Source organism: Stutzerimonas degradans, assembly GCF_024448505.1.
GTDB lineage: Bacteria > Pseudomonadota > Gammaproteobacteria > Pseudomonadales > Pseudomonadaceae > Stutzerimonas > Stutzerimonas degradans.
The window spans coordinates 114,618-138,381 of sequence record NZ_JAMOHV010000009.1 but is presented as its reverse complement, the minus strand read 5'-3'; the positions used below and the strand labels follow the sequence as shown (position 1 = coordinate 138,381).

Below are 23,764 nucleotides of genomic sequence, written 5' to 3'. Positions count from 1 at the left end.
GAGATTAATGAGAAGGCGATTCTAGCCGATCGCCCCAAATGATGCGGCTCACTACCAAGGCGGCACGCCGGGCAAAAAACAACGGGCGAAAAAAAAGCTGCCTAGGCAGCTTTCTTTACCCACTCATTATCGTTTGATAACGGCGGAAGATATGGCGCAGCGGACGGGACTCGAACCCGCGACCCCCGGCGTGACAGGCCGGTATTCTAACCGACTGAACTACCGCTGCGCGTCGGTCTCGCAAAGATGGTGGCTGATGACGGGATCGAACCGCCGACCCCCTGCGTGTGATGCAGGTGCTCTCCCAGCTGAGCTAATCAGCCGATCGCCTTGCGAGGCGCGCAATTTACTGATCCCCCTTAGCTAAGTCAACAGCAGCATTGGATTTTTTTATCGCGCTACTGGTCCATCGTTACTGGCTCACGGATTGAAATCATGCCGCGGCACTATCGCGCTGCCCTGCGGTCTTTGTTCTGCCGCAACGGCAACAGGCGTAACGAGTCTCGCGACAGTCGCCTGTCGAAAAGCGCGATATGTGCCTAAGGTTGAAGACGTAACGGACATAACATCACGATGCGGCATGGAGTACCTCGCTTGTATTTGCCCGGACCGTTGCGGAACTATCGACAGCACACCCCGCTAGCCCTGAGCGCCCTGCTGGTCTGCCTTTTCGGCATTTTCCTGGCGAGCCAGATCAAAACGGTGTGGCAACTGAGCCGCGCCCCTCTCACGGCAGAGGTCAGCCCTCCTGCCGTCAGCGCTACCGGCAGTTCCGATCCATCGCGCCTGGACGCCCTTTTCGGCACCCCGCCCGCGCTTCAGGGCAGTGCAACGACCAGCGCCGCAGGCGTAACCCTGCATGGCAGCTTCGTGCATGCCGACCCTAGTCGCTCCAGCGCCATTATTCAGATTGACGGTCAACCACCCCAGCTGGTCTGGCAGGGCCAGGAGCTGCAAAGTGGCGTGGTGCTGCGCGGCGTGCATCCGGACCACGTGCAACTCATGCGCGACGGTCAGATGGAACGGCTGGACTTTCCTGCCGTGCGTTCGCCGGTGTTCGTTCCCGATGAGGCGCCGCAACCGTACGAGACCGAGGATGCGGGCGATGAGGAAATGCAGCAACAGATGGAGGCGCTGCGCCAGCAACTGGAGAACGCCGTCAGCCCGCCCGCCTCGCCCACCCCGAACGTACCGACCAAGGAAGATGACTGAACGATGCCGCCGTTTCTCATGCGTCCGCTGCTTGCCCTGACCCTTTCCAGCGTTCTGATCATGCCGCCGGCTGCACTGGCGGCAGTTGGCGATACCGGTATTGAGCCAAGTTCCAGCCAAGAAGACGGTTGGACTATCAACCTGAAGGATGCCGACATCCGCGCATTCATCGATCAGGTCAGCCAGCTCAGCGGCCAGACGTTCATCGTCGACCCACGGGTCAAAGGCCAGGTCAGCGTCGTATCCAACGCCACGCTGACGATGGATGAGGTCTACCAGCTATTTCTTTCGGTGATGGCGACTCACGGTTTCAGCGTGCTGGCACAGGGCGACGTCGCGCGCATCGTGCCTAACGCCGAGGCGAAGGCCGAGGCCGGTGGTGGTCCGGCCGGCGGCGATCAACTTGAAACACGCGTCATCCAGGTTCAGCACACCGCGGCGACCGAGTTGATTCCGCTGATTCGCCCGCTAGTCCCGCAGTATGGCCATCTGGCCGCGGTCACGTCTGCCAACGCGCTGATCATCAGCGACCGTAGCGCCAACATCGCGCGTATCGAGGATCTGGTAAGGCAGCTGGACCGCACCGAGAGCGACGACTACAGCGTGCTCAATCTGCGCCACGGCTGGGCCACCGATATCGCCGAAGTCCTGCGCAACTCACTGATTCGTGGCGACGCAAAAAGCACAGCCGGACTGCAGATAATCGCCGACTCGCGCACCAACCAGCTGATCTTCATCGGCCCACCGCAGGCTCGCAGCAAGCTGGCCAGCCTGGCACAGATCCTGGACACCCCCGCTACCCGCTCGGCCAATACGCGGGTGATCCGTCTGCGGCACAACGATGCCAAGTCGCTAGCCGAAACCCTCGGCGATATCTCCGAAGGCCTGAAGGATTCTGGCGAAGGCGAAACAACCACCACCCGCAGCCAGAACATCCTGATTCGCGCCGACGAGAGCCTCAACGCGCTGGTGCTGCTGGCCGAGCCAGAGCTGATCGGCACGTTGGAGAGCATCGTCCGCCAGCTGGACGTGCCGCGCGCACAGGTCATGGTCGAGGCGGCAATCGTCGAGGTTTCCGGCGATATCAGCGACGCCCTGGGCGTGCAGTGGGCTGTCGATGCGCGCGGCGGCACCGGGGGCGTCGGCGGCGTTAATTTCGGCAACACCGGGCTGTCGATCGGTAGCGTGCTGAACGCCATCAACGAGGACGAGATACCGAGCAACCTGCCCGATGGCGCAATCATCGGCATCGGCACACGCAGCTTCGGTGCGCTGATCACGGCACTGTCGTCCAACAGCAAGAGCAACCTGTTGTCGACGCCGAGCCTGCTGACACTGGACAACCAGGAGGCGGAAATCCTCGTGGGCCAGAATGTGCCGTTCCAGACCGGTGCCTATACCACCGACTCCTCGGGCGCGAACAATCCGTTCACTACGATCGAGCGGCAGGATATCGGCGTTACGTTGAAAGTAACTCCGCACATCAATGAGGGCGCAACGCTGCGCCTGCAGATCGAGCAGGAAATCTCGTCCATCGCGCCCACTGCGAGCCTCACAGCACAGGCCGTGGACCTGGTCACCAACAAGCGTTCGATCAAGAGCACCATTCTTGCCGAGGATGGCCAGGTGATCGTGCTCGGCGGCCTGATTCAGGACGACGTGACCCGCACCGACTCCAAGGTTCCGCTGCTGGGCGATATTCCGTTGCTCGGTGCGCTGTTCCGCTCGACGCAGGAAAGCCATGTAAAACGCAACCTGATGGTCTTCCTACGCCCGACGGTGGTGCGCGATCGCGCAGGTCTGGCCGCGCTGTCAGGCAAGAAGTACAGCGATATCCGCGTGATCGAGACTGACTCGGCCAGCCCCACCATTCTTCCAGCCAATCCCGAGCGTCTGTTCGATGGCCAGGGCGAACCGGCGCCAGCCATCGATCTGCGCGCCAACGAGCCACGCCAAGGTTCGCTGGCACCGCCTCCGCCGCCGCGCAGCACCAAATCGGGCGTCCCCTCCAGCGCTACAGGCAGCTGGGCGATTCAGCTGGCCAGTCTGCGCAATCCGGCTAATGCCGAAGCGCTGCGTGAACGCCTGGTGGGGCTTGGCTATGAGGCTTATGTTCGACCGGGCAGCAACACCAGCCGGGTCTACGTCGGGCCGCTGGCGAGTCGGGACGAGGCCGCGCGCCTGCGCGAGCAACTCTCGAAGGAACAGCGGCTGGACGGCATTGTGCTGAGAATCGAGCCTACGCGCGAATAAGCCGCAGAGCTCATTCGCGCGACTGCCAGCGGTAGCTGGCCACTCCGACGAATCAGAGCGCCGCGAGGCCGCGTGCCAGATCGGCCTGCAGATCGGCGACATCTTCCAGCCCGACCGCCACGCGAATCAGACTGTCACTGATGCCAGCGCTGGCGCGATCTTCAGCAGACAGCCGGCCGTGCGTAGTCGAGGCCGGATGGGTGATGGTGCTTTTACTGTCGCCCAGGTTGGCGGTGATGGAAATCAGTCGGGTGGCATCGATGAAGCGCCAAGCGCCCTCCTTGCCTCCCTTGACCTCGAAGCTCAACACGGCACCAAAACCCTTCTGCTGACGCTTCGCAAGTTCATGCTGCGGATGGCTGGGCAAGCCTGCGTAATAGACCCGGCCCACCGCAGGTTGGCGCTCCAGCCATTCGGCCAGTTGCTGAGCGCTGGCGCAGTGAGCCTGCATGCGCAGGCGCAAGGTTTCCAGCCCCTTGAGGAAGACCCAGGCGTTGAACGGGCTGAGCGTCGGCCCAGCGGTGCGCAGGAAACCGACGATCTCCTTCATCTGTTCTCTGCCTCCCGCAACCACGCCACCCAGACAGCGCCCCTGTCCATCGATGTACTTGGTCGCCGAATGAATGACGATATCGGCGCCGAGCGCCAGTGGCTGCTGCAGCACCGGCGTGCAGAAACAGTTGTCGACCGCAAGCAGGACGCCGTTGGCTTGGCAGAGTTGTGCCAGCGCAGCGATATCCACCAACTCCGCCAGCGGGTTGGACGGCGATTCGACGAACACCAGCTTGGTGTTGGGCTTGAAAGCTGATTGCCACGCCGAAAAATCGGTCAGCGGCACGTAGTCGACCTGTACACCGAAGCGTTTGAAGTACTTCTCGAACAGCGAAACGGTGGCGCCGAACACGCTGCGCGACACCAAGATATGATCGCCGGCCGAGCATAGGCTCATCACGGTCGCCAGAATCGCGGCCATCCCAGACGCCGTCGCGACTGCCTGCTCGGCACCTTCCAACGCGGCGATTCGCTCCTCGAAGGTGCGCACTGTCGGGTTGGTGTAGCGCGAATAGACGTTGCCCGGCACTTCACCGGCAAAGCACGCAGCCGCGGCCGCAGCGCTGCGGAACACATAGCTGGAGGTGAAGAACAGCGGCTCGCCGTGCTCTGCCTCCGGGGTGCGATGCTGTCCGGCACGCACGGCCAGGGTGTCGATCCCGACACCATCGAGATCGCTGTCCAGCCGCCCGGCTTCCCACTCAGTGGTCATTCTTGCTACCTCCAGCACCGCAGCCGCCGCTGCGGCGCCCAGCTTAGTCGTTGTACAGATCGATGATGGCGCTGACGGCATTGGCCTTGGACTTGCTGAGGTCATTGCGCGCCTGCTCGATCCTGTGCAGATAGGCGTCATCGATATCGCCAGTGATGTACTTGCCATCGAACACCGCGCAATCGAAGTGTTCGATCTTCACCTTGCCGCCACCGACAGCGTCGATCAGATCTTCGAGGTCCTGATAGATCAGCCAGTCGGCGCCAATCAGCTCGGCCACTTCTTCGGTGCTGCGGTTGTGGGCGATCAGCTCATGGGCGCTGGGCATGTCGATGCCGTAAACGTTCGGGTAGCGCACCGCGGGTGCTGCCGAACAGAAGTACACGTTCTTCGCGCCGGCCTCGCGCGCCATCTGAATGATCTGCTTGCAGGTGGTTCCGCGCACGATGGAATCGTCGACCAGCAACACGTTCTTGCCGCGGAACTCGAGGTCGATGGCGTTGAGCTTCTGGCGCACCGACTTTTTGCGCGCCGCCTGGCCGGGCATGATGAAGGTCCGGCCGATATAGCGGTTCTTGACGAAGCCCTCGCGGAATTTCACCCCCAGCCGGTTCGCCAGCTCAAGCGCAGCGGTGCGGCTGGTATCCGGAATCGGGATAACCACGTCGATATCATGCTCGGGACGCTCGCGCAGAATCTTGTCCGCCAGTTTCTCGCCCATCCGCAGGCGCGCCTTGTATACCGATACGCCATCCATCAGGGAATCGGAGCGCGCCAGATAAACGTACTCGAAAATGCACGGCGAGAGTTTCGGAGCGTCCGCGCACTGACGAGTGAACAACCGGCCGTCGGTGGTGATATACACCGCCTCACCCGGCGCCAGATCGCGGATCACGGTGAAGCCGAGTACGTCGAGCGAGACGCTTTCCGAGGCGATCATGTACTCGACGCCTTCGTCGGTATGACGCTGGCCGAAGACGATCGGACGGATTGCATTCGGATCACGGAAGCCAACGATACCGTAGCCGGTCACCATCGCCACCACCGCATAACCTCCGCGGCAACGCTCGTGGACCTTGCTGACTGCAGCGAACACGTCTTCCTCGGTTGGCTGCAGCTTGCCGCGTACCGCCAGCTCATGAGCGAACACGTTGAGCAGCACTTCCGAGTCCGAGCTGGTGTTCACATGGCGCAGATCCGACTCGTAGATCTCCTTGGTGAGCTGCTCGACGTTGGTCAGATTGCCGTTGTGTGCGAGCGTGATGCCATAAGGCGAGTTGACATAGAACGGCTGCGCTTCGGCCGAACTGGAACTGCCGGCGGTGGGGTAGCGGACATGGCCGATGCCCATATTGCCGATCAGACGCTGCATGTGACGTTGCTGGAACACGTCACGCACCAGACCGTTGTCCTTGCGCAGAAACAGGCGATCGTCGTGACTGGTGACGATACCGGCGGCATCCTGCCCGCGATGCTGCAGTACGGTAAGCGCGTCGTACAGCGCCTGATTGACGTTCGACTTACCGACGATGCCGACAATGCCACACATGCAAGGAACCCCTCAGTTTGTTTCAGGCTGACGCGCAGGCAAAAAGCTGCCAGAAGCGTCTTCAATAAATTTTGCAGAACCGGACGGATCGAGCGAACTGGCCAGCCACTGGCTGCTGAACTCAAGAATCAGGTTCTTCGACCAGTCGGCAACCAGCAGGAAATGCGGCAGCAGAACGGACTCCTTCCACCAGAGGTCCTCCTGAACCGGCGCAAGGCTGAGCAAACCGGCCAGCACCACTACCAACAGTCCACCGCGCGCCGCACCGAATGCCATCCCCAGCAAACGGTCAGTACCAGAAAGCCCCGTCACCCGAATCAGTTCACCGATCAGGAAATTAACCAGCGCCCCCACCAAGAGGGTGGCAACGAACAGGATGGCGCAAGCAGCGATGATTCGTGCCGAGGGCGTGCTGATAAACTCGGCCAGATGATGCGACAACGCACCGCCGAACATCCAGGCGATCACCCCGGCGATGATCCAGGTCAGCAGGGACAAGGCTTCCTTGACGAAGCCTCGCTTCAGACTAATCAGACTGGAGACAGCAACGACGGCGACGATGATCCAATCGACCCAGGTAAAAACCACGACGTCTTCTGCATAGAGGAAAGGCGGCGCATTTTAGCAGAGGGCCGGCGACGGAGTAAGCACAAACACCCTGCACTATCGCGCCGAGCGGAACGCTCGCTCCGACGAGCCTCTCGCTTGCCGGAGCGGGCCCTCAGCGCGGTTCCGGCTTGAAGCGCACTACGAAACCATTCAGCTTCTGTTGGCGCTGCAACTGATCGCGCAAACGGCTGGCCTCGTCGCGCTCGATGAGTGGCCCGACAAACACCCGATTCATTCCGTCTGCGGCGCGAATGTAGGCGTTATAGCCCTGCTCACGCAGGGTCTTCTGCAGCTTCTCTGCGCTTGCGCGGTTGGACAAGCTGGCCAACTGGATAGACCAGCTCACCGGCAGGTTGTCGGCATCCACACGAGGCTGCGGCACAGGCGTCGTCTGCGCAGGCGCTTTCACCTGCTCCGGCTCGGCCACCGCTGGAGACTCGGTCGGCTCTGAAGGGACAGCCGCCGACTTGGCACTGGCATCGTTTTCGACGATCTCGAAACCCTCGGGAATCGATTTAGGCTCCGGGACTTCCACCGGCTCGATTTCGATCTGAGCCACCGGCGGTGTATTGGGCATAGCCGGGGCATCGACAACGACATGGCGCAGATCATCTTCGCGAGTGAACAGCATCGGCACGAAGATCACCGCCAAGGCGATCAGCACCAACGCGCCGACCATGCGCTGTTTCAATCCCTTATCCAGCAGTGCCATCTCCCGCTTCCTCCGTACGCGTGGCGAGCCATTGCAGCGCTTCCGCTACACAATAGAACGATCCAAATAACAGAATCTCGTCTTGCTCGCCGGCTTTTTCGCACTGCGACTCCAGCGCCTGCACAAGCGATGTATGGGCGCTCACCGCAGCCTTGCGCTCAGCCAAGGCCGCGTGCAACTCCGCCGCGGGGCGCGAACGCGGGCTGGCAAGCGGCGCGACCGCCCACTCACTCACGTGCGGCAGCAGGATGTCCAGGATGCCGGCAAGGTCCTTGTCCGCCAGCAAGCCGAACACAGCCAGGCGTCGGCCAGTCAATCGCTGTTGTTCGAGATAGCTGGCCAGGTAGCTGGCCGCATGAGGGTTGTGCGCGACATCCAGCAATAGATTGAGCGTGCGACCATTCCAGCGAATCGCCCGGCGGTCGAAGCGGCCGCTGATGCGGGTTTGCTGTAACGCCTTTGCCAGAGTCTCAGGTTGCCACGGCAAATCCAACAAAGCGTAGACCTGCAGCGCAAGCGCAGCATTTTCCATCGGCAGCGACAACAGCGGGAGATCGTGCAGCTCGAGCGGCTTGCCGGCCGCGTCGACGCCGCGCCAGTGCCAGCCAGCCACCCCACTCGCCAGATCGTAATCTCGGCCACGTAACCGCAGAGGCACCGCCAGTTTCTCGGCCTGCCCCAGCACCGACATGGGGGGCTCCAGATCACCGCATACGGCCGGAACATTGCGGCGGAAAATCCCCGCCTTCTCAAAACCGACGCTCTCCCGATCATCGCCCAGCCACTCAGCGTGATCGAGACCGATGTTGGTGATCACCGCCACATCAGCATCGATCAGATTGACGGCGTCCAGCCGCCCGCCAAGGCCGACCTCTAGCACTGCGGCGTCAAGTCCGGCTCGCTGGAAAAGCCATAGAGCCGCCAAGGTGCCCATCTCGAAGTAGGTAAGCGAGGTGTTCTCACGCGCCTGTTCGACGGCCTCGAAAGCCTCGCAGAGCGCGTCATCATCGGCTTCCAGGCCACCGATGCGCACCCGCTCGTTGTAGCGCAGCAGATGCGGCGATGCGTAGACACCAACACTGAGGCCCTGGGCCTGCAGCAACGAGGCAATGAAGGCGCAACTCGAGCCTTTGCCATTGGTCCCAGTGACCGTGATCACTTTTCGTGCGGGACGCCCAAGGCCCAGCCGCTGCGCGACCTCGCGAACCCTCTCGAGCCCCATGTCGATGGTCGAGGGATGCAGCTGCTCAAGATAACTCAGCCAATCGGCGAGGCCGCGAGCGCTCATGCAGAGGCCGCAACCTGCGCAGGCGCAACGGTCGCTGGCAGTCGCTGCAACTGCGCAAGCAGACGGGAAAGACGGGGCCGCAGCTCGGCACGCGGGATAATTAGATCGATGGCACCGTGATCCAGCAGGAACTCGCTGCGCTGGAAGCCCTCAGGAAGTTTCTCACGAACGGTCTGCTCGATAACTCGCGGTCCGGCGAAGCCAATCAGCGCTTTCGGCTCGGCCACGATGACGTCGCCCAGCATGGCCAAACTGGCCGAAACGCCGCCGTATACCGGATCGGTTAGCACCGAGATGAAAGGCAGCCCCTCTTCGCGCATACGCGCCAGCACAGCAGACGTTTTTGCCATCTGCATCAGTGAAATCAAGGCCTCCTGCATGCGCGCGCCGCCGGACGCAGAGAAGCATATCAGCGGGCAACGCAGTTCCAGCGCCACATTGGCGGCACGCACGAAGCGCTCGCCAACGATAGCGCCCATCGAACCACCCATGAAGGAGAATTCGAAGGCACAGGCAACAACCGGCACCTTGAACAACGTGCCCTGCATCGCGATCAGAGCATCCTTTTCGCCAGTCTGCCTCTGCGCGGCAGACAGGCGATCCTTGTACTTCTTGCTGTCACGAAACTTGAGCCGATCCACTGGCTCCAGGTCACCGGCGATTTCCTCGCGACCCTCGGTATCGAGAAAGATGTCCAGTCGGGTACGAGCATCAATGCGCATGTGATGCTGGCATTTAGGACACACATCCAGCGTCTTTTCCAGTTCGGGGCGATACAACACAGCCTCGCAGGACGGGCACTTGTGCCACAGTCCTTCGGGTACCGAGCTCTTCTGTGTCTCGGAACGCATGATCGAAGGGATCAGCTTGTCTACCAGCCAGTTGCTCATGCTCTTGTTCTCCAAAGCTTCCATTCGGGTCGCATCAACCTCGCGCCCCGATCAAATGTATTGTCGCGGCTCAACACTCCGCACTCGCTAAATTAGAGGGGGGTCCCGCTTTTCCGGGCAAACTAACCGCCTGGCGCCAGTCGAACCAGCGATTCGTACTGGACGGCAAAGAGCCGCCAAGCGTCACATGACAGAGCGAACTCGTTGAATGAACGCGCGAACTTTTTCGGCGCTCTTGATGCCTTTACTCAATTCAACGCCACCGCTCACATCAACCGCATAAGGGTGCACCTGCGCAATCGCGTCAGCCACGTTATCGCAGGTCAGACCGCCTGCCAGTATCAAAGGCTTGGGCAAATTGTCAGGAATAAGCGACCAGTCAAAACGCGCCCCCGTCCCCCCTGGCACACCCGCTATATAGGTGTCGAGCAACAATGCGCTAGCTCCAGCCGTAGCATATCGTGATGCCGCGGCGCCAATATCGCACCCAGGCGCAACTCGAAGCGCCTTGAACCAGGGGCGATGAAATCTTGCACAGTCAGCAGGCTCCTCATCGCCATGGAACTGCAGCACATCGAGCGCAACCGCATCCAGCGTGTCTTCGATCTCACAGCGACTGGCATCCACGAAAAGGCCGACCACGGTCACGAATGGAGGTAATGCCTCGACGATTTCCCGTGCCCGCCTGATGTCGACCGCACGCGGACTCTTGGCATAAAACACCAGACCGATGGCGTCCGCCCCAGCCTCCGCGGCGAGCAAAGCGTCCTCAACCCGGGTAATCCCACAAATTTTGCTTCGAACGACCGACAAGTCTTACTACCTTTGCGAAAGACAAGGGATGGTAGCAAAAGCCGCATTACCTGCAAGCCGAACGGACGGCTCAGCGAAACCGACAGCGCGTGAACATAGACGACCATTCGAGCTTAACGCCGTAACGCTACCCATTGTTCAAGCAGGAGTCCTGATGATCGGCAAGACCGGAAAGAAAGTGCGGACCAAGATACCGTTGAGGCAGCTTGAACTCTTCCGGGTATTCAACCCGCACCAGGTACAACCCATAAGGATGAGCCGTGACCCCACCGGTGCGACGTATACGCGCCTGCAATACCTGCTGGGCCCACTCAACCGGGCGCTCGCCCGCTCCGATAGTCATCAGAACACCGGCGAAATTGCGCACCATGTGATGCAGAAAGGCATTGGCACGCACGTCGATCACGATGAACTTGCCATGCTGTAGCAGCTGCAGATGATGCACCGTCTTCACGGGCGACTTGGCTTGGCACTGTCGCGCCCGAAAGGCGCTGAAATCATGGGTGCCGACAAACGCCTTGGCCGCTTCGCGCATCAATTCGATGTCGAGTGGTCGATGGTTCCAGGTGACCTCTTCAGCCATGTGGGCAGGGCGAATCTGGTCGTTGTAGATGACATACCGATATCGGCGCGCCATAGCGCTGAAGCGCGCATCGAAATGAGCTGGCATCGCCTTGGCCCAAGTCACGCTGATATCACCCGGCAGATTCATGTTCGCCCCCATGACCCAGGCGTGCATGCTGCGCTCAACCGAAGTATCGAAGTGCACCACCTGTCCGCTCGCATGCACCAGGGCGTCCGTGCGTCCTGCACAGCTCAAGGCAACGGGGTGTCCGCCGGCAACTCTGCTCAACGCTCGCTCCAGCGCCTCCTGAACTGAAGGTACACCCGCACGCTGGCGCTGGAAGCCACGGTAACGCGACCCTTTGTACTCGACACCTAGCGCGATTCTGGAAACGCCAACGGCAGCCGATTCGGCTGCCGCTTTGGGTAGGTCGTGAAGCATCAGGCCAGCTTGGCGAGCATCTCTCGCGCCTCTTGCTGCTGTTGCTCGCTGCCCTCCGAGAGTACCTCGTCGAGAATATCGCGAGCGCCTTCGGCATCCCCCATATCGATATAAGCACGGGCAAGATCGAGCTTGGTTGTGGCCTCATCGGTATCCGAGAAGAAGTTGAAATCATCCTCCTCTGCCGCGCTTTCAGACTCCGCATTCAAAGCGTCGGAAGACGCTGTTTTAGCGACATCCAGACTATCAACTGGAAGATCAAAATCCACACCATCGAACTGGTCAACCGCGCTCTCAATTTGCGGCTCACTCACTGGCTCATGATCAAGGGACAGATCGAAGTCAGCCGACAGCAGCTCCTCATCTGCCTTGGCATCGCGGTCGGTCGCAACGTCTTCCAAGGATTCATTCAGATCGAAACTGAAGCTTTCTACCGACGGCTGCCCCTCCTCCCCAGAAATGCGTTGTTCCTCAGCTCCGAGATCGAAGGAGAAATCATCCAGATCCTCAGAAAGGGAAGCTGCTAACGGGGACTCTTCTGCCAAGTCGGCAAAATGATCGTCCACACCTGCATTCTCTGTCGCGCTGGGCGCCGGCTCATCAAACGATAGATCGTCGAAGTCCAGGGTTTCGGGCTGTGCGGTTTCGCTGACTGGCGTAGCCGGGGTCAGGCTGACCAGATCGATATCCAGATCGTCCAAACTCAGATCAAAGGCGTCGTCTGGATCCTGCCCGGCAGCCTTCGCAGATACCTGCTCCTCGAACTGCAAATCGTCCAGATCGAAATTATCAAGATCGGCATGCGTTGCTACCGCTGCACCGGCTGCCGTGGTGGCGATGGCCGGATATTTGAGCTTGAGTCGTTCGATATCGCTGCCGGCACCACCAATTTCGCGCAACTCCGACTCTTGGCGAGCAAAACCGTCGCGATCACCCAGCTCTGCATAAACTTCCATCAGCTTCAGGCGTAGATCACTGCGCTGCGGTTCGTCGTTTAGGGCATTGCGCAGCAACTCGGCGGCCTGGTTGAAACGGCCATAGGCGATATAGATGTCAGCTTCTGCCAGAGCATCACCGGTAGAGGCATGCGTCGGAGCAACCGGTTCGGTTTCGACAAAGGTAGCGGCTGTGCTCGGGAGCGATGCGCCCGAGTCTGAATGCAGATCCTGTAGCGACCCGGGCTGCAAATTGAAGCTTTCGTTCTCACTTTCCGCGAGGAGTTGCTCTTGAAGCTCAGCTTCCTTCATTGCGTTACGGCGAGATAGCGCCATCAACCCAACCAACAGCAGTAGCAGCGCGCTTCCACCCAGCACACCGAGCAGCATCGGATTGGCCAGATATTCGTCAAGCAAGCTCGGCTCTTCAGACGCCGGAACCACGGGAGCTGCGGGAGCCGGCTTCGGTGCCGCTGCCGGCTTAGACGGCTGGGCCTTTTGTGAAGCAGGCGCCGCAGCGCTTGCCGTTGTTTCCTGATCAGGAGTCAGCTCGGTTTTGTTCTCGCTGGCGTTATCCGTTTCATCGCTCTGCGGTTTAGAAGCAGACGCGGAATCAGCTTGAATTGCCTGTGCAGCATCTTCCGATGGACGCTCGACATTGCTCGTCTCACCATCGACTGCTAGCTGAGCCTGCAGCTTGGCCAGCTGATCATCCTTAAGCTGCATCAAACGCTGGAGTTTCTCCAACTGACCCTGCAGCTCATCCAAGCGCTCTTTCAGATCGACATTTTCGCGCCGACTGGAGTCGAGACTCTCTTGAGTGGTGGCAAGGCGATCACGTAGCGCCTTGCTGTCGCCGCTGGAGCCGGTATCACTGCCGGCGGTGGATTTTCCAGCATCCGGAGCCACAAGCCGCAGGTTATCTCGATTATCACTTTGGGCAGGCGCTTCGCCTGCAGCGGTCCGGCGAGTCGCATCAATCTGCTTTGCTACGTCGCGAGGCGCAGTGCGCGCCTGCCGCCAGATCGTATTCTGCTCAGCGACTTGCGCAATGGCCTCGGCCTGAGTGCGACTGTTGATCTGCTCGGCGCTGGGCAAACGCAGGACTTGTCCGCTCTTCATGCGGTTGATGTTGCCATCAATAAAAGCGTTCGGATTCAAATCCTGGATGGCAAGCATGGTCTGATGGACCGTGCCAGAGCCAGCGTTACGTTCGGCAATTTCCCAGAGCGTATCGTGCGAAGAGGTCTTGTACTCGGAGCCGGTCGACACGCGCTCAGCCGCCTGCCCCGTCGTCGACGCAGGTGATGGCGACTTCACCTGACTCGGCGCAGCCGAAACACTCGGCGTGCGAGCGGGCGCCACCGAAGCGATTGGCAACTGCGGGGCAACCGCAGCTACGGTTTCCGGAGAATAAAGCGGGGGGTCCAGCAACAATGTGTACTCACGCAACAAGCGACCGCTGGGCCATAGAACCTCAACCAGGAAATTGAGATAAGGCTCACGTACCGGCTTGGTCGATGAGACTCGGATGACGCTTTTGCCGTCCGGCCGTAGCACTGGAGTGAATTTCAGATCGGTCAGAAAGTACTGACGATCAATTCCGGCGCGGTTGAACTCTTCAACAGAGGCGAGCGAAGGGACCACCTCGCCCGGAGCGAGCATTTTTGCGTCAAGCAGTTCGATTTCCGCAACCAGTGGTTGATTCAGCGACGATTGCAGCCGCACCTCACCAAGCCCCAGCGCATGGGCCACCTCGGTAGTCAGCGCAGTAGCAGCTGCAATTGCCAGTACCAGATTTCGAACCCGAACCATTGTCTATCCTTTGTTTATCTTTTTCTCGAAGCTTGAGAAAGGGTCTTATGTCACTGCCCGCGCTTTGCAGCGCCCCCGATCAGCGATAGGCCGTACTAGCACAACTTAGAAAAGTTCTTCGAATTACCAGTAAGTATCTTTTACAGATGGTGTTTTATCAACAACTTGGCGGACGGCGCAGCATTCCACTCCGACGCTTTTGGCACGTTATCAGACTCAATCCACAATTTGACTGGCCCAGTCCCTGCGCGCTGCCGAGCTTCTTCACACCGAAGCCCGGGCTCACTACGCCCGCCAGACCCAACGCTCACCGTCCACTGTCCGACAACGGACACCCACCCGATATTTGACGCTGTGCCGGCGCACAGTCTGCAGGATGCAGGCGAAAAAAAACCGCGGCTAACCGCGGTTTTTTAAGAGTGACTCAACGCTCCAAAAGTATCCGAAGCATCCGACGCAGGGGCTCCGCAGCCCCCCATAGCAATTGATCACCAACGGTGAAGGCCCCGAGGAAATGTGAGCCCATGTTGAGCTTACGCAATCGTCCGACCGGTACGCTCAACGTGCCAGTGATGGCCGCCGGGCTCAGCTCCTGCATGCTGGCCTCTCGATGATTCGGCACCAGCTTGACCCACGGATTGTGCTGACTGATCAGCCCTTCGATATCCGAAATCGGCACATCCTTGTTCAGCTTGATCGTCAATGCCTGACTGTGGCAGCGCATAGCGCCGATGCGCACGCAGATACCGTCAACCGGAATCGGGTTCTTGAAGCGACCAAGGATCTTATTGGTCTCGGCCTGCGCCTTCCACTCCTCACGGCTCTGCCCGTTGGGCAGTTCCTTGTCGATATAGGGAATCAGGCTGCCGGCCAGCGGTACACCAAAGTTATCGACGGGGAACGCTTCACCTCGCTGACTCTCGGCAACCTTCCGGTCGATATCCAGAATGGCGCTCGCCGGATTGGCAAGGTCGTCGGCAACGGCGGCGTTGATGGTTCCCATCTGCTTGATCAGTTCGCGCATGTTCTGAGCGCCAGCGCCGGATGCAGCCTGATAAGTCATGGCGCTCATCCATTCCACGAGCCCCGCCTCGAACAAACCACCGAGGCCCATCAGCATCAGGCTGACAGTGCAGTTACCGCCGATGTAGTTCTTGGTACCGGCATCCAGCTGCTGGTCGATCACGCGGCGGTTCACCGGGTCGAGCACGATAACGGCGTCATCCTGCATACGAAGTGCCGAGGCGGCATCGATCCAGTAGCCTTGCCAACCTGCTTCGCGCAGCTTCGGGAAAACCTCGTTGGTGTAGTCACCGCCTTGGCAGGTCAGGATCACGTCCAGCGCCTTCAGCTCATCGATACTGTAGGCATCCTTCAGCGGAGCGGTTTCCTTGCCGATGGCCGGCCCCTGGCCGCCAACGTTCGAGGTGGTGAAGAACACCGGTTCGATCAGATCGAAATCCCGCTCTTCCAGCATCCGCTGCATGAGCACGGAACCGACCATCCCGCGCCAACCGATCAGACCTACACGTTTCATCGCAACTACACCTATAGAAAAAGTGGCCCGCACATATAGAAAGGCGGGCAAAGAGCTTACAACTTCGCGAGCGCCGCGACTACCGCATCACCCATTGCCTGGGTACCTACCTTCGTGCAGCCCTCGGACCAGATATCGCCGGTACGCAGCCCCTGGTCGAGCACATCGCTGACCGCGCGCTCGATAGTGTCCGCCGCAACCAGCTGATTGAAGCTGTAACGCAGCATCATCGAAACCGAGAGAATGGTTGCCAACGGGTTGGCGATGCCTTTGCCGGCGATATCCGGTGCCGAGCCATGGCAGGGTTCGTACATGCCCTTGTTGCTCGCGTCCAGCGAAGCGGACGGCAGCATGCCGATGGAGCCGGTTAGCATGGATGCCTCGTCGGACAGAATGTCGCCGAACATGTTGTCGGTAACGATCACGTCGAACTGCTTGGGTGCGCGCACCAGTTGCATGGCGGCGTTATCGACGTACATGTGCGACAGCTCGACCTCCGGGTAATCCTTGGCCACTTCCTCGACCACCGCGCGCCACAGCTGGCTAGAAGCCAGTACGTTGGCCTTGTCCACCGAGCAGAGCTTCTTGTTGCGCAACATCGCCATATCGAAACCAACCTTGGCGATGCGGCGGACCTCGCTTTCGCTGTACGGCAGGGTGTCGTAGGCCATGCGCTCACCATTCTCGAGCACCTTGCTCTCGCGCGGCTGACCGAAATAGATGCCGCCAGTCAGCTCACGCACGATGAGGATGTCCAGCCCCGCAACAATCTCCGGCTTCAGGGTCGAGGCATCGGCCAGTTGCGGATACAACAGCGCCGGGCGCAGGTTGCCGAACAGGCCCAGCTGCGAACGGATCTTCAGCAGGCCGCGCTCGGGGCGAATGGCTGGATCGATCGCATCCCACTTCGGACCGCCCACGGCACCCAGCAGAATGGCGTCCGCGTTGCGGGCGCGCTCCAGGGTTTCGTCGGCCAGCGGCACGCCGTATTTGTCGATTGCAGCGCCGCCCAGTTCGTCGTAGCTCAGCTCGAAACCGAGCTGGAACTTGTCGTTGGCCAGCTGCAGTACCTTGACGGCCTCCGCCATGATTTCCGGACCGATACCGTCACCCGGGAGAACCAGAATCTGCTTGCTCATTGCATTCCTCTATTTTTCGTGGGGTGGATAACGGCCATCGGCCTTATCCACCGGAATCCTCTGGTGGAAAACGCTGCGCGGTTTTCCACCCTACCTGCACGCTCGTTTACTTGATCGCGCCGAACAGCCAGGGCTGGGCCTGCCGGTGCTTGCTCTCGAACGCCTTGATCGCGTCTGCGTCCTGCAAGGTCAGGCCGATATCGTCCAGCCCGTTGAGCAGGCAGTGCTTGCGGAAGGCGTCGATCTCGAAGCAGTACTGCACGCCATCCGGGCGCGTCACGGTCTGGGCCTGCAGATCGACGGTAAGTTGATAGCCCTCGGTGGCCTCGGCCTGCTGGAACAGCGCATCGACCTCATCTTCTTTCAGCACGATCGGCAGCAGGCCGTTCTTGAAGCTGTTATTGAAGAAGATATCAGCGAAGCTCGGCGCAATGATGGCGCGGAAACCGTACTCATCCAGCGCCCAGGGAGCATGCTCGCGGGACGAGCCGCAGCCGAAGTTCTCACGGGCCAGCAGCACGCTGGCGCCTTGGTAGCGCGGGAAGTTCAGCACAAACTCCTTGTTCAGCGGGCGGTTGGAGCAGTCCTGGTTTGGCTGACCAACATCCAGATAGCGCCACTCGTCGAACAGGTTGGGACCGAAGCCGGTGCGCTTGATCGACTTGAGGAATTGCTTGGGAATGATCTGGTCGGTATCGACGTTGGCGCGATCCAGCGGGCAGACCAGGCCGGTGTGTTGGGTAAAGGCTTTCATGCTGTTGCTCCTCAGGCCTGGATCAGTTCGCGAACATCGATGAAACGACCGGTCACCGCGGCGGCGGCAGCCATGGCCGGGCTCACCAGATGAGTACGACCGCCGGCACCCTGACGCCCCTCGAAGTTGCGGTTGGAAGTCGAGGCGCAATGCTCGCCGCTCCCCAGCTTGTCCGGGTTCATCGCCAGACACATGGAGCAGCCGGGCTCACGCCATTCGAAGCCGGCTTCGATGAAGATCTTGTCCAGCCCCTCGGCTTCGGCCTGCTGCTTGACCAGGCCTGAACCCGGTACTACCAGCGCCTGCTTGACGTTGGCGGCGACCTTGCGGCCCTTGGCCACTTCAGCGGCGGCACGCAAGTCCTCGATGCGGGAGTTGGTGCACGAACCGATGAACACACGATCCAGCTTGATCTCGGTAATCGGCTGGTTGGCGTTCAGGCCCATGTATTTGAGAGCGCGAACGATGGAATCGCGCTTCACCGGATCGGCTTCGGCAGCCGGGTCCGGCACGCGCTGGTCGACCGCCAGTACCATTTCCGGCGAAGTGCCCCAACTGACCTGCGGCTTGATGTCCTCTGCCTTCAACTCGATGATGGTGTCGAATACCGCGTCCTCATCGGACACCAGGTCTTTCCAGACTTCGACCGCTTTTTCCCAATCCGCACCCTTCGGTGCATAAGGCCGACCTTCTACATAGGCGACGGTTTTCTCATCGCAAGCGACCATACCCACACGGGCACCGGCCTCGATGGCCATATTGCAGAGGGTCATGCGGCCCTCCATCGACAGGTCGCGAATGGCGCTGCCGGCAAACTCCAGCGCATGGCCATTGCCACCAGCGGTACCGATCTTGCCGATCACCGCGAGCACGATGTCCTTGGCACTGACGCCGAACGGCAGTTTGCCTTCGACGCGCACCTGCATGTTTTTCATCTTCTTGGCGACCAGACACTGAGTGGCCAGCACGTGCTCGACTTCCGAAGTGCCGATACCGTGGGCCAGAGCACCGAAGGCGCCATGGGTAGAGGTATGCGAATCGCCGCAGACCACGGTCATGCCCGGCAGAGTGGCGCCCTGCTCCGGGCCGATGACGTGGACGATGCCCTGGCGCACGTCGTTCATCTTGAATTCGAGAATGCCGAAGTCGTCGCAGTTCTCGTCCAGCGTCTGCACCTGAATGCGCGAGACTTCGTCCGCGATGGCTTCCAGGCCGCCCTGGCGCTCACCCTTGGTCGTCGGCACGTTGTGGTCCGGCGTCGCGATGTTGGCGTCGATGCGCCACGGCTTGCGGCCGGCGAGGCGCAGCCCTTCGAAGGCCTGGGGCGAAGTCACTTCATGCAGGATGTGGCGGTCGATGTAGATCAGCGACGAACCATCGTCACGCCGCTTCACCTCGTGCATCTCCCAAAGCTTGTCGTAGAGCGTTTTGCCGGCCATCGGAGTTTTCCTCATCTGCTTTCTATGCGGGGCGAATAGCCCTTGCGCTTATGGGGCGATCCTAGGGGCTTGAATTGAATTACTCAAATTCATATTTTTTATGCGAAGCATTCCTTACGGGAATCGCCTGGGCCGCCGGTTAACACACATTTATCCGGCTCGTAGCGCCAATCAACGACTTGGAGATCCCATGGATCTTGCCAATCTCAACGCCTTTATTGCGGTCGCCGAAACCGGCAGCTTCTCTCTGGCAGCCGAGCGTCTGCACCTGACACAACCAGCCGTCAGCAAGCGGATTGCCGCACTGGAAGGTCAACTCGATGTGCGCCTGTTCGATCGGCTGGGTCGCGAGATCAGCCTGACCGAGGCCGGCCGCGCGCTGCAGCCACGTGCCTACCAGATTCTCAACGTTCTGGAGGATACCCGCCGCGCCCTGACCAACCTCAACGGCGACATCGGCGGGCGGCTGTCACTCGCCACCAGCCATCACATCGGCCTGCATCGCTTACCGCCACTGCTGCGCGCGTTCACCCGGGCCCACCCGCAGGTGAACCTGGACATTCGCTTTCTCGATTCGGAAATCGCCTATGACGAGGTGCTGCATGGCCGTGCCGAACTGGCGGTCATCACCCTGGCGCCGCAGACGGCCGAGCCGGTGAAGGCAATGAAAGTCTGGGACGACCCGCTCGACTTCGTCGTCGCGCCCGAACATCCGCTGGCACGCAGGCCCACGATCACGCTGGCGGATATCGCCAGCCATCCCGCGGTATTTCCCGGCGGCAACACCTTCACTCATCACATCGCGCACCGCCTGTTCGAACGCGAAGGACTGACGCCCAACATCACCATGAGTACCAACTATATGGAGACGATCAAGATGATGGTTTCCATCGGCATCGCCTGGAGCGTTCTGCCTCGCAGCATGCTCGACGAACAGGTGGTGCGCCTGGATTTGCCGAGCATCCAGTTGACGCGCCAGCTAGGCTATATCCGGCACACCGAGCGAACGCTATCCAATGCCGCAAGAGCGTTCATGGCCCTGCTCGATAGCGTGGCGGGTACCGCCGAGCGCAAGGCAAACAACTAATAAAGAAGCCCACCATGTCCAAGGTCATGCTGATCACCGGCGCCAGCCGAGGCATCGGCGCCGCCACCGCACAACTGGCGGCAGAACGGGGCTACGCCCTGTGCCTGAATTACCATCATCGGGAAGATGCCGCGCACCAGGTGCTACACGAGGCCCAGCGCCTCGGCGTGCAGGCCATCGCGGTACAGGCCGATGTCTCCCGTGAAGATGAAGCGCTCGACCTGTTCACCGCGCTTGATCGGGAATTCGGCCGCCTCGACGTGCTGGTCAACAACGCCGGCATGCTGGAGCGACAGCTGCGCCTGGAGCAAATGGATGCGGCACGCTGGAACCGCGTGCTTGGCGCTAATGTGATCGGCAGCTTTCTCTGCGCTCGCGAGGCAATCAAGCGGATGTCGACACGCCACGGCGGGCACGGCGGCGCGATCATCAATCTTTCCTCGGCAGCCGCACGCCTCGGCGCCCCCGGCGAGTACATCGACTATGCGGCAGCCAAGGGCGCCATCGACAGCATGACGCTGGGACTGGCCAAGGAAGTGGGCGGCGAAGGCATACGCGTCAACGCGGTGCGTCCCGGCGTGATCTATACCGACATCCACGCCAGTGGCGGCGAGCCGGACCGGATCGAGCGGGTCAAGACAAGCGTTCCGCTCGGACGCGGTGGCGCCGCGCGTGAGGTCGCCGAGGCCATTCTCTGGCTTGCCAGTGAAGGCGCCAGCTATACCAGCGGCGCGTTGCTGGATGTCAGCGGCGGACGCTGAGCCCGCTACGCCAGCGCTCGTTGGCGGATGGCCTGGGTATCCACGCCGAGCAAGGCATCGATCCGCTCGCAATCATTCTCCCGACGAAGCTCGGCAAACAATTCCGACGCCTGCGGATAATTGCGCGTCAGCAGTGCCAGCCATTGCTTGAGTCGGCCGGGCGCGTAGCGCGGTGCAATCTTGCCGCGGGCCTGGCGCCAGAAATCGGCCAGCATGGGGTTGAAGTCGTCCCAGCTCATCTCGGCCAGCGCCTGCTCCTGCCTCGCCGCCACGATCTGACGGGCCAGATCGGGACGCGAAACCAGCCCGCGCCCCAGCATCACATCCTCGACACCACTGACCTCGCGGCAACGGCGCCAGTCATCCACCGACCAGATGTCGCCGTTGGCGTACACCGGCACATCCACCACGTCGCGCACTCTGGCCACCCATTCCCAATGCGCCGGCGGCTTGTAGCCATCCAGCTTGGTGCGCGCATGCACCACCAACTGCTGCGCACCGCCAGCGGTTAGTGCACGCGCGCAATCGAGCGCGCCATCCGGGCTGTCGAAGCCCAGACGCATCTTCGCGGTCACCGGAATATGCGCCGGAACGCTGCGGCGCACCTCGCAGACAATGGCGTGCAGTAGCTCCGGTTCCTTGAGCAGCACGGCGCCGCCGCGCGACTTGTTGACCGTTCGCGCCGGGCAGCCGAAGTTCAGGTCGATAGCCGGCGCCCCCAGCGTGCAGGCATAGGCGGCATTGTCTGCCAGGCAGGCCGGATCGGAGCCCAGCAGCTGCACCCGTACCGGCGTACCGGCACGGGTCACCGCGCCCTCGGCCAGCTCCGGTGCAAGCTTGCGGAAGCTGCTCTGCGGCAAAAGGCGGTCCGAGACGCGAATGAACTCGGTCACGCACCAGTCGACGCCACCCACTCGGGTCAGGACATCGCGCAGGATTTCGTCGACCAGTCCTTCCATCGGTGCAAGAGCGATCTGCATGGTCCGTGACGTCTCGTGAAAAAAAGGACGGCATTGTACGGAGATCGGCTGCACCGATGAATGCCGGCCGACACCCTGCTCATGACGCCCTGACGCACACGATCAATTGTCGGACTTGTCTCGCAGCTCACGTCGATGGTGGACCATATCGGTCTCGTTCCCTCCATGACCGGGTTCGCCAGCATTCCGCTCGAGCGGGATCGCCAGGCGTTTCGATGCCTGATCCGCGGACTTGCCCGCTTCCGACCATCCCTTCACGACGGTATCGGTTTCTCGCGCGCCGTCGTAAGCAGTTCCACGCTCGGGCAACACGCCGTCCGATTGCGCGGTTGCAGCGCTTGCCCACCACACAAACCCGAACGCGAGCAGAAGATGAACACGCATGGCTGTCTCCTCCTTTATTCCCCTGCAGTTTAGGCCGTACGTCACTCACAGGCGTTCGGCCGGTCTGGAACCGCTTCGGGCACACAAGGTCCACTGCATAGCCACAGGACGAGACCCGCAGCACAGGATGCGCTACATGATGACGCCCGCCTTCACTCTTACGTTGATGCTCTTCGGCTGGTTCCTGGTCGCGCTGGCGCTGCTCTGGGGAATGATGCGGATCGCCCGGCGCCACCCTCGGTCACGCGTGCTCCACCGCGATCACCCGTCGACGAAGATTTTCAGCCTGCCACTGCCGTTCAGAAAAATTTTCTAATAAGGTCGTGACAATCGCGACAGAACCTGTAGAATTCGCGCCGCGGGATGGAGCAGTCTGGTAGCTCGTCGGGCTCATAACCCGAAGGTCGTCGGTTCAAATCCGGCTCCCGCAACCAATTCAAAAGGCCACTCATCGAGTGGCCTTTTTTGTTTTCCCTGTAGCCCGATGCAAAAGCTAACCCGCTGATTAAAAAGCCAATTTTTTAAGAAATCGCTTGACAGCCGAGGCTCAGCGCGTAGAATTCACGGCGCGGGATGGAGCAGTCTGGTAGCTCGTCGGGCTCATAACCCGAAGGTCGTCGGTTCAAATCCGGCTCCCGCAACCAATTCAAAAGGCCACTCATCGAGTGGCCTTTTTCGTTTCTGCCCTCGTTCTGTCGAAGCGCACCAGGCACAAGTTGCCACCCCTCCTCGCCCCGCACTCCGGCTTCTGTGGCGGCTTATCGCTCGTAATGAAAGCAACTCTCATTTCTCAATTACTTATTCCGGCTAGCATTTAAAAAAGAGCGCTTATTTCTATAGGCATTCTCTTAGTAACGCGCTCAACTATTATCAGCAATTGAAATACAGGCAAGAGAATCGCAATCCACCCAAGGATTGATTCTCACGGAAACCGTCAAAATAAATTTCCTTTACCATTCAGCAGGTTATGTGACCTGCTTCGTCAGGCCTCGCCAAGCAACAAAAAAACGTCTCCGCGAGCTTGACTTCGATCACACTTTGACGGATATCTATTGCCGAACGGAGTAGTGCGCTGCGAGCAGTTAAGATCATCGGGAGCGATCAAGTTCAGCAGCTGAGTTATACCGCCAGCGAAGCCCCGAAAAATTTTCATTTCAAGAACCGAAGAGAGCGGTCAGTGCGGTAGCTTTGCCCGAAGAAAAGTTACTGGGCAGATAATTGCTTTGCTTTGTAGAAGTTGAGGCAAGACGGTACAGGTGCTGAGCGGCGAAACGGCTGAAAGGCCCATGGGCGGTAGCATTTCCGGTTTTCCACCGGCCTAATAGCCGCAATTCATA

Annotated in this window: 20 protein-coding genes and 4 tRNA genes; 7 read left to right on the top strand and 17 right to left on the bottom strand. The window is 60.4% G+C overall.

Annotated elements, in window-relative coordinates:
- Positions 1 to 152: 152 nt before the first annotated feature.
- Positions 153 to 229, bottom strand: a tRNA-Asp gene (locus tag NAV27_RS13245).
- Between the two features lie 18 nt (positions 230 to 247).
- Positions 248 to 323 (bottom strand) — tRNA-Val (locus NAV27_RS13240).
- A gap of 271 nt (positions 324 to 594) precedes the next feature.
- Here NAV27_RS13240 and NAV27_RS13235 point away from each other — a divergent pair.
- Positions 595 to 1,212 (top strand): type II secretion system protein N, encoded by a 618-nt coding sequence (locus NAV27_RS13235; RefSeq protein WP_008568853.1) that lies wholly within the window; start codon positions 595 to 597, stop codon positions 1,210 to 1,212.
- A 3-nt stretch (positions 1,213 to 1,215) separates the two neighbouring features.
- Positions 1,216 to 3,465, top strand: a complete 2,250-nt coding sequence (gene gspD / locus NAV27_RS13230) for a type II secretion system secretin GspD (protein ID WP_102828564.1) — start codon at positions 1,216 to 1,218, stop codon at positions 3,463 to 3,465.
- A gap of 52 nt (positions 3,466 to 3,517) precedes the next feature.
- Here gspD and NAV27_RS13225 read toward each other — a convergent pair whose 3' ends face one another.
- From NAV27_RS13225 to leuC, 13 genes are all read right to left on the bottom strand, one after another.
- Entirely contained in the window at positions 3,518 to 4,729 is a 1,212-nt protein-coding gene (locus tag NAV27_RS13225; protein ID WP_102828565.1) for an O-succinylhomoserine sulfhydrylase, read from the bottom strand.
- A gap of 43 nt (positions 4,730 to 4,772) precedes the next feature.
- Positions 4,773 to 6,278, bottom strand: coding sequence for an amidophosphoribosyltransferase (gene purF / locus NAV27_RS13220; RefSeq protein ID WP_102828566.1), 1,506 nt, complete (start codon positions 6,276 to 6,278; stop codon positions 4,773 to 4,775).
- Positions 6,279 to 6,290: 12 nt separating this feature from the next.
- Positions 6,291 to 6,866 carry a CvpA family protein gene (locus tag NAV27_RS13215; RefSeq protein ID WP_102828567.1) on the bottom strand — a complete coding sequence of 192 codons (576 nt, stop codon included), beginning with the start codon at positions 6,864 to 6,866 and terminating at the stop codon, positions 6,291 to 6,293.
- Positions 6,867 to 6,999: 133 nt separating this feature from the next.
- On the bottom strand, positions 7,000 to 7,599 hold the full coding sequence (locus NAV27_RS13210; protein ID WP_102828568.1) for an SPOR domain-containing protein: 600 nt from the start codon (positions 7,597 to 7,599) through the stop codon (positions 7,000 to 7,002).
- On the bottom strand, positions 7,583 to 8,887 hold the full coding sequence (gene folC / locus NAV27_RS13205; protein WP_102828569.1) for a bifunctional tetrahydrofolate synthase/dihydrofolate synthase: 1,305 nt from the start codon (positions 8,885 to 8,887) through the stop codon (positions 7,583 to 7,585). The genes NAV27_RS13210 and folC overlap by 17 nt, the downstream gene beginning before the upstream one ends.
- Complete coding sequence (gene accD / locus NAV27_RS13200; RefSeq protein ID WP_102828570.1) at positions 8,884 to 9,777, bottom strand: acetyl-CoA carboxylase, carboxyltransferase subunit beta; 894 nt, start codon at positions 9,775 to 9,777, stop codon at positions 8,884 to 8,886. Before accD ends, folC begins: the two co-directional genes overlap by 4 nt.
- A gap of 183 nt (positions 9,778 to 9,960) precedes the next feature.
- Complete coding sequence (locus tag NAV27_RS13195) at positions 9,961 to 10,590, bottom strand: phosphoribosylanthranilate isomerase (RefSeq protein ID WP_102828571.1); 630 nt, start codon at positions 10,588 to 10,590, stop codon at positions 9,961 to 9,963.
- Between the two features lie 127 nt (positions 10,591 to 10,717).
- Positions 10,718 to 11,596, bottom strand: a complete 879-nt coding sequence (gene truA / locus NAV27_RS13190) for a tRNA pseudouridine(38-40) synthase TruA (RefSeq protein WP_102828572.1) — start codon at positions 11,594 to 11,596, stop codon at positions 10,718 to 10,720.
- A complete protein-coding gene (locus NAV27_RS13185) occupies positions 11,596 to 14,346 on the bottom strand; it encodes a motility hub landmark protein FimV (RefSeq protein WP_102828573.1) in 2,751 nt (916 codons plus the stop codon). The genes truA and NAV27_RS13185 overlap by 1 nt, the downstream gene beginning before the upstream one ends.
- A 424-nt stretch (positions 14,347 to 14,770) precedes the next feature.
- Positions 14,771 to 15,883: an aspartate-semialdehyde dehydrogenase gene (gene asd, locus NAV27_RS13180; protein WP_102828574.1), complete on the bottom strand. Its 1,113-nt coding sequence runs from the start codon at positions 15,881 to 15,883 to the stop codon at positions 14,771 to 14,773.
- A gap of 56 nt (positions 15,884 to 15,939) precedes the next feature.
- Positions 15,940 to 17,022: a 3-isopropylmalate dehydrogenase gene (leuB, locus tag NAV27_RS13175; protein WP_102828575.1), complete on the bottom strand. Its 1,083-nt coding sequence runs from the start codon at positions 17,020 to 17,022 to the stop codon at positions 15,940 to 15,942.
- Between the two features lie 106 nt (positions 17,023 to 17,128).
- Positions 17,129 to 17,776, bottom strand: coding sequence for a 3-isopropylmalate dehydratase small subunit (gene leuD, locus NAV27_RS13170; RefSeq protein ID WP_102828576.1), 648 nt, complete (start codon positions 17,774 to 17,776; stop codon positions 17,129 to 17,131).
- A gap of 11 nt (positions 17,777 to 17,787) precedes the next feature.
- Positions 17,788 to 19,215 (bottom strand): 3-isopropylmalate dehydratase large subunit, encoded by a 1,428-nt coding sequence (gene leuC, locus NAV27_RS13165; RefSeq protein ID WP_102828577.1) that lies wholly within the window; start codon positions 19,213 to 19,215, stop codon positions 17,788 to 17,790.
- 190 nt (positions 19,216 to 19,405) lie between these two features.
- Between leuC and NAV27_RS13160 the strand changes: the two genes are divergently transcribed.
- The gene (locus NAV27_RS13160; protein ID WP_102828578.1) at positions 19,406 to 20,302 is read left to right on the top strand and encodes a LysR family transcriptional regulator; all 897 of its coding nucleotides are present in this window, start codon (positions 19,406 to 19,408) and stop codon (positions 20,300 to 20,302) included.
- A gap of 14 nt (positions 20,303 to 20,316) precedes the next feature.
- On the top strand, positions 20,317 to 21,063 hold the full coding sequence (locus tag NAV27_RS13155) for an SDR family oxidoreductase (protein ID WP_102828579.1): 747 nt from the start codon (positions 20,317 to 20,319) through the stop codon (positions 21,061 to 21,063).
- Between the two features lie 5 nt (positions 21,064 to 21,068).
- Here the strand turns inward: NAV27_RS13155 and NAV27_RS13150 are convergent, their stop codons facing one another.
- Together NAV27_RS13150 and NAV27_RS13145 are read right to left on the bottom strand one after the other, a co-directional pair.
- Positions 21,069 to 22,043, bottom strand: coding sequence for a tRNA dihydrouridine synthase (locus tag NAV27_RS13150; RefSeq protein ID WP_102828580.1), 975 nt, complete (start codon positions 22,041 to 22,043; stop codon positions 21,069 to 21,071).
- A gap of 102 nt (positions 22,044 to 22,145) precedes the next feature.
- Positions 22,146 to 22,427, bottom strand: a complete 282-nt coding sequence (locus NAV27_RS13145; protein ID WP_102828581.1) for a hypothetical protein — start codon at positions 22,425 to 22,427, stop codon at positions 22,146 to 22,148.
- A 136-nt stretch (positions 22,428 to 22,563) separates the two neighbouring features.
- Here NAV27_RS13145 and NAV27_RS13140 point away from each other — a divergent pair, with 136 nt between their 5' ends.
- The 3 genes from NAV27_RS13140 to NAV27_RS13130 all read left to right on the top strand — a co-directional run bounded on the left by NAV27_RS13140 (position 22,564) and on the right by NAV27_RS13130 (position 23,071).
- Positions 22,564 to 22,743 carry a hypothetical protein gene (locus NAV27_RS13140; RefSeq protein WP_102828673.1) on the top strand — a complete coding sequence of 60 codons (180 nt, stop codon included), beginning with the start codon at positions 22,564 to 22,566 and terminating at the stop codon, positions 22,741 to 22,743.
- Positions 22,744 to 22,784: 41 nt separating this feature from the next.
- Positions 22,785 to 22,861, top strand: a tRNA-Met gene (locus NAV27_RS13135).
- Positions 22,862 to 22,994: 133 nt separating this feature from the next.
- A tRNA-Met gene (locus NAV27_RS13130) sits at positions 22,995 to 23,071 on the top strand.
- The last annotated feature ends 693 nt before the right edge of the window (positions 23,072 to 23,764 follow it).

Bases quoted from the DNA above. Each gene is read 5' to 3' on its own strand.
- gspD (WP_102828564.1), top strand. From the start codon at position 1,216: ATGCCGCCGTTTCTCATGCGTCCGCTGCTTGCCCTGACCCTTTCCAGC.
- NAV27_RS13225 (WP_102828565.1), bottom strand. From the start codon at position 4,729: ATGACCACTGAGTGGGAAGCCGGGCGGCTGGACAGCGATCTCGATGGT.
- purF (WP_102828566.1), bottom strand. From the start codon at position 6,278: ATGTGTGGCATTGTCGGCATCGTCGGTAAGTCGAACGTCAATCAGGCG.
- NAV27_RS13210 (WP_102828568.1), bottom strand. From the start codon at position 7,599: ATGGCACTGCTGGATAAGGGATTGAAACAGCGCATGGTCGGCGCGTTG.
- folC (WP_102828569.1), bottom strand. From the start codon at position 8,887: ATGAGCGCTCGCGGCCTCGCCGATTGGCTGAGTTATCTTGAGCAGCTG.
- accD (WP_102828570.1), bottom strand. From the start codon at position 9,777: ATGAGCAACTGGCTGGTAGACAAGCTGATCCCTTCGATCATGCGTTCC.
- truA (WP_102828572.1), bottom strand. From the start codon at position 11,596: ATGCTTCACGACCTACCCAAAGCGGCAGCCGAATCGGCTGCCGTTGGC.
- NAV27_RS13185 (WP_102828573.1), bottom strand. From the start codon at position 14,346: ATGGTTCGGGTTCGAAATCTGGTACTGGCAATTGCAGCTGCTACTGCG.
- asd (WP_102828574.1), bottom strand. From the start codon at position 15,883: ATGAAACGTGTAGGTCTGATCGGTTGGCGCGGGATGGTCGGTTCCGTG.
- leuB (WP_102828575.1), bottom strand. From the start codon at position 17,022: ATGAGCAAGCAGATTCTGGTTCTCCCGGGTGACGGTATCGGTCCGGAA.
- leuD (WP_102828576.1), bottom strand. From the start codon at position 17,776: ATGAAAGCCTTTACCCAACACACCGGCCTGGTCTGCCCGCTGGATCGC.
- leuC (WP_102828577.1), bottom strand. From the start codon at position 19,215: ATGGCCGGCAAAACGCTCTACGACAAGCTTTGGGAGATGCACGAGGTG.
- NAV27_RS13160 (WP_102828578.1), top strand. From the start codon at position 19,406: ATGGATCTTGCCAATCTCAACGCCTTTATTGCGGTCGCCGAAACCGGC.
- NAV27_RS13155 (WP_102828579.1), top strand. From the start codon at position 20,317: ATGTCCAAGGTCATGCTGATCACCGGCGCCAGCCGAGGCATCGGCGCC.
- NAV27_RS13150 (WP_102828580.1), bottom strand. From the start codon at position 22,043: ATGCAGATCGCTCTTGCACCGATGGAAGGACTGGTCGACGAAATCCTG.
- NAV27_RS13145 (WP_102828581.1), bottom strand. From the start codon at position 22,427: ATGCGTGTTCATCTTCTGCTCGCGTTCGGGTTTGTGTGGTGGGCAAGC.
- NAV27_RS13140 (WP_102828673.1), top strand. From the start codon at position 22,564: ATGATGACGCCCGCCTTCACTCTTACGTTGATGCTCTTCGGCTGGTTC.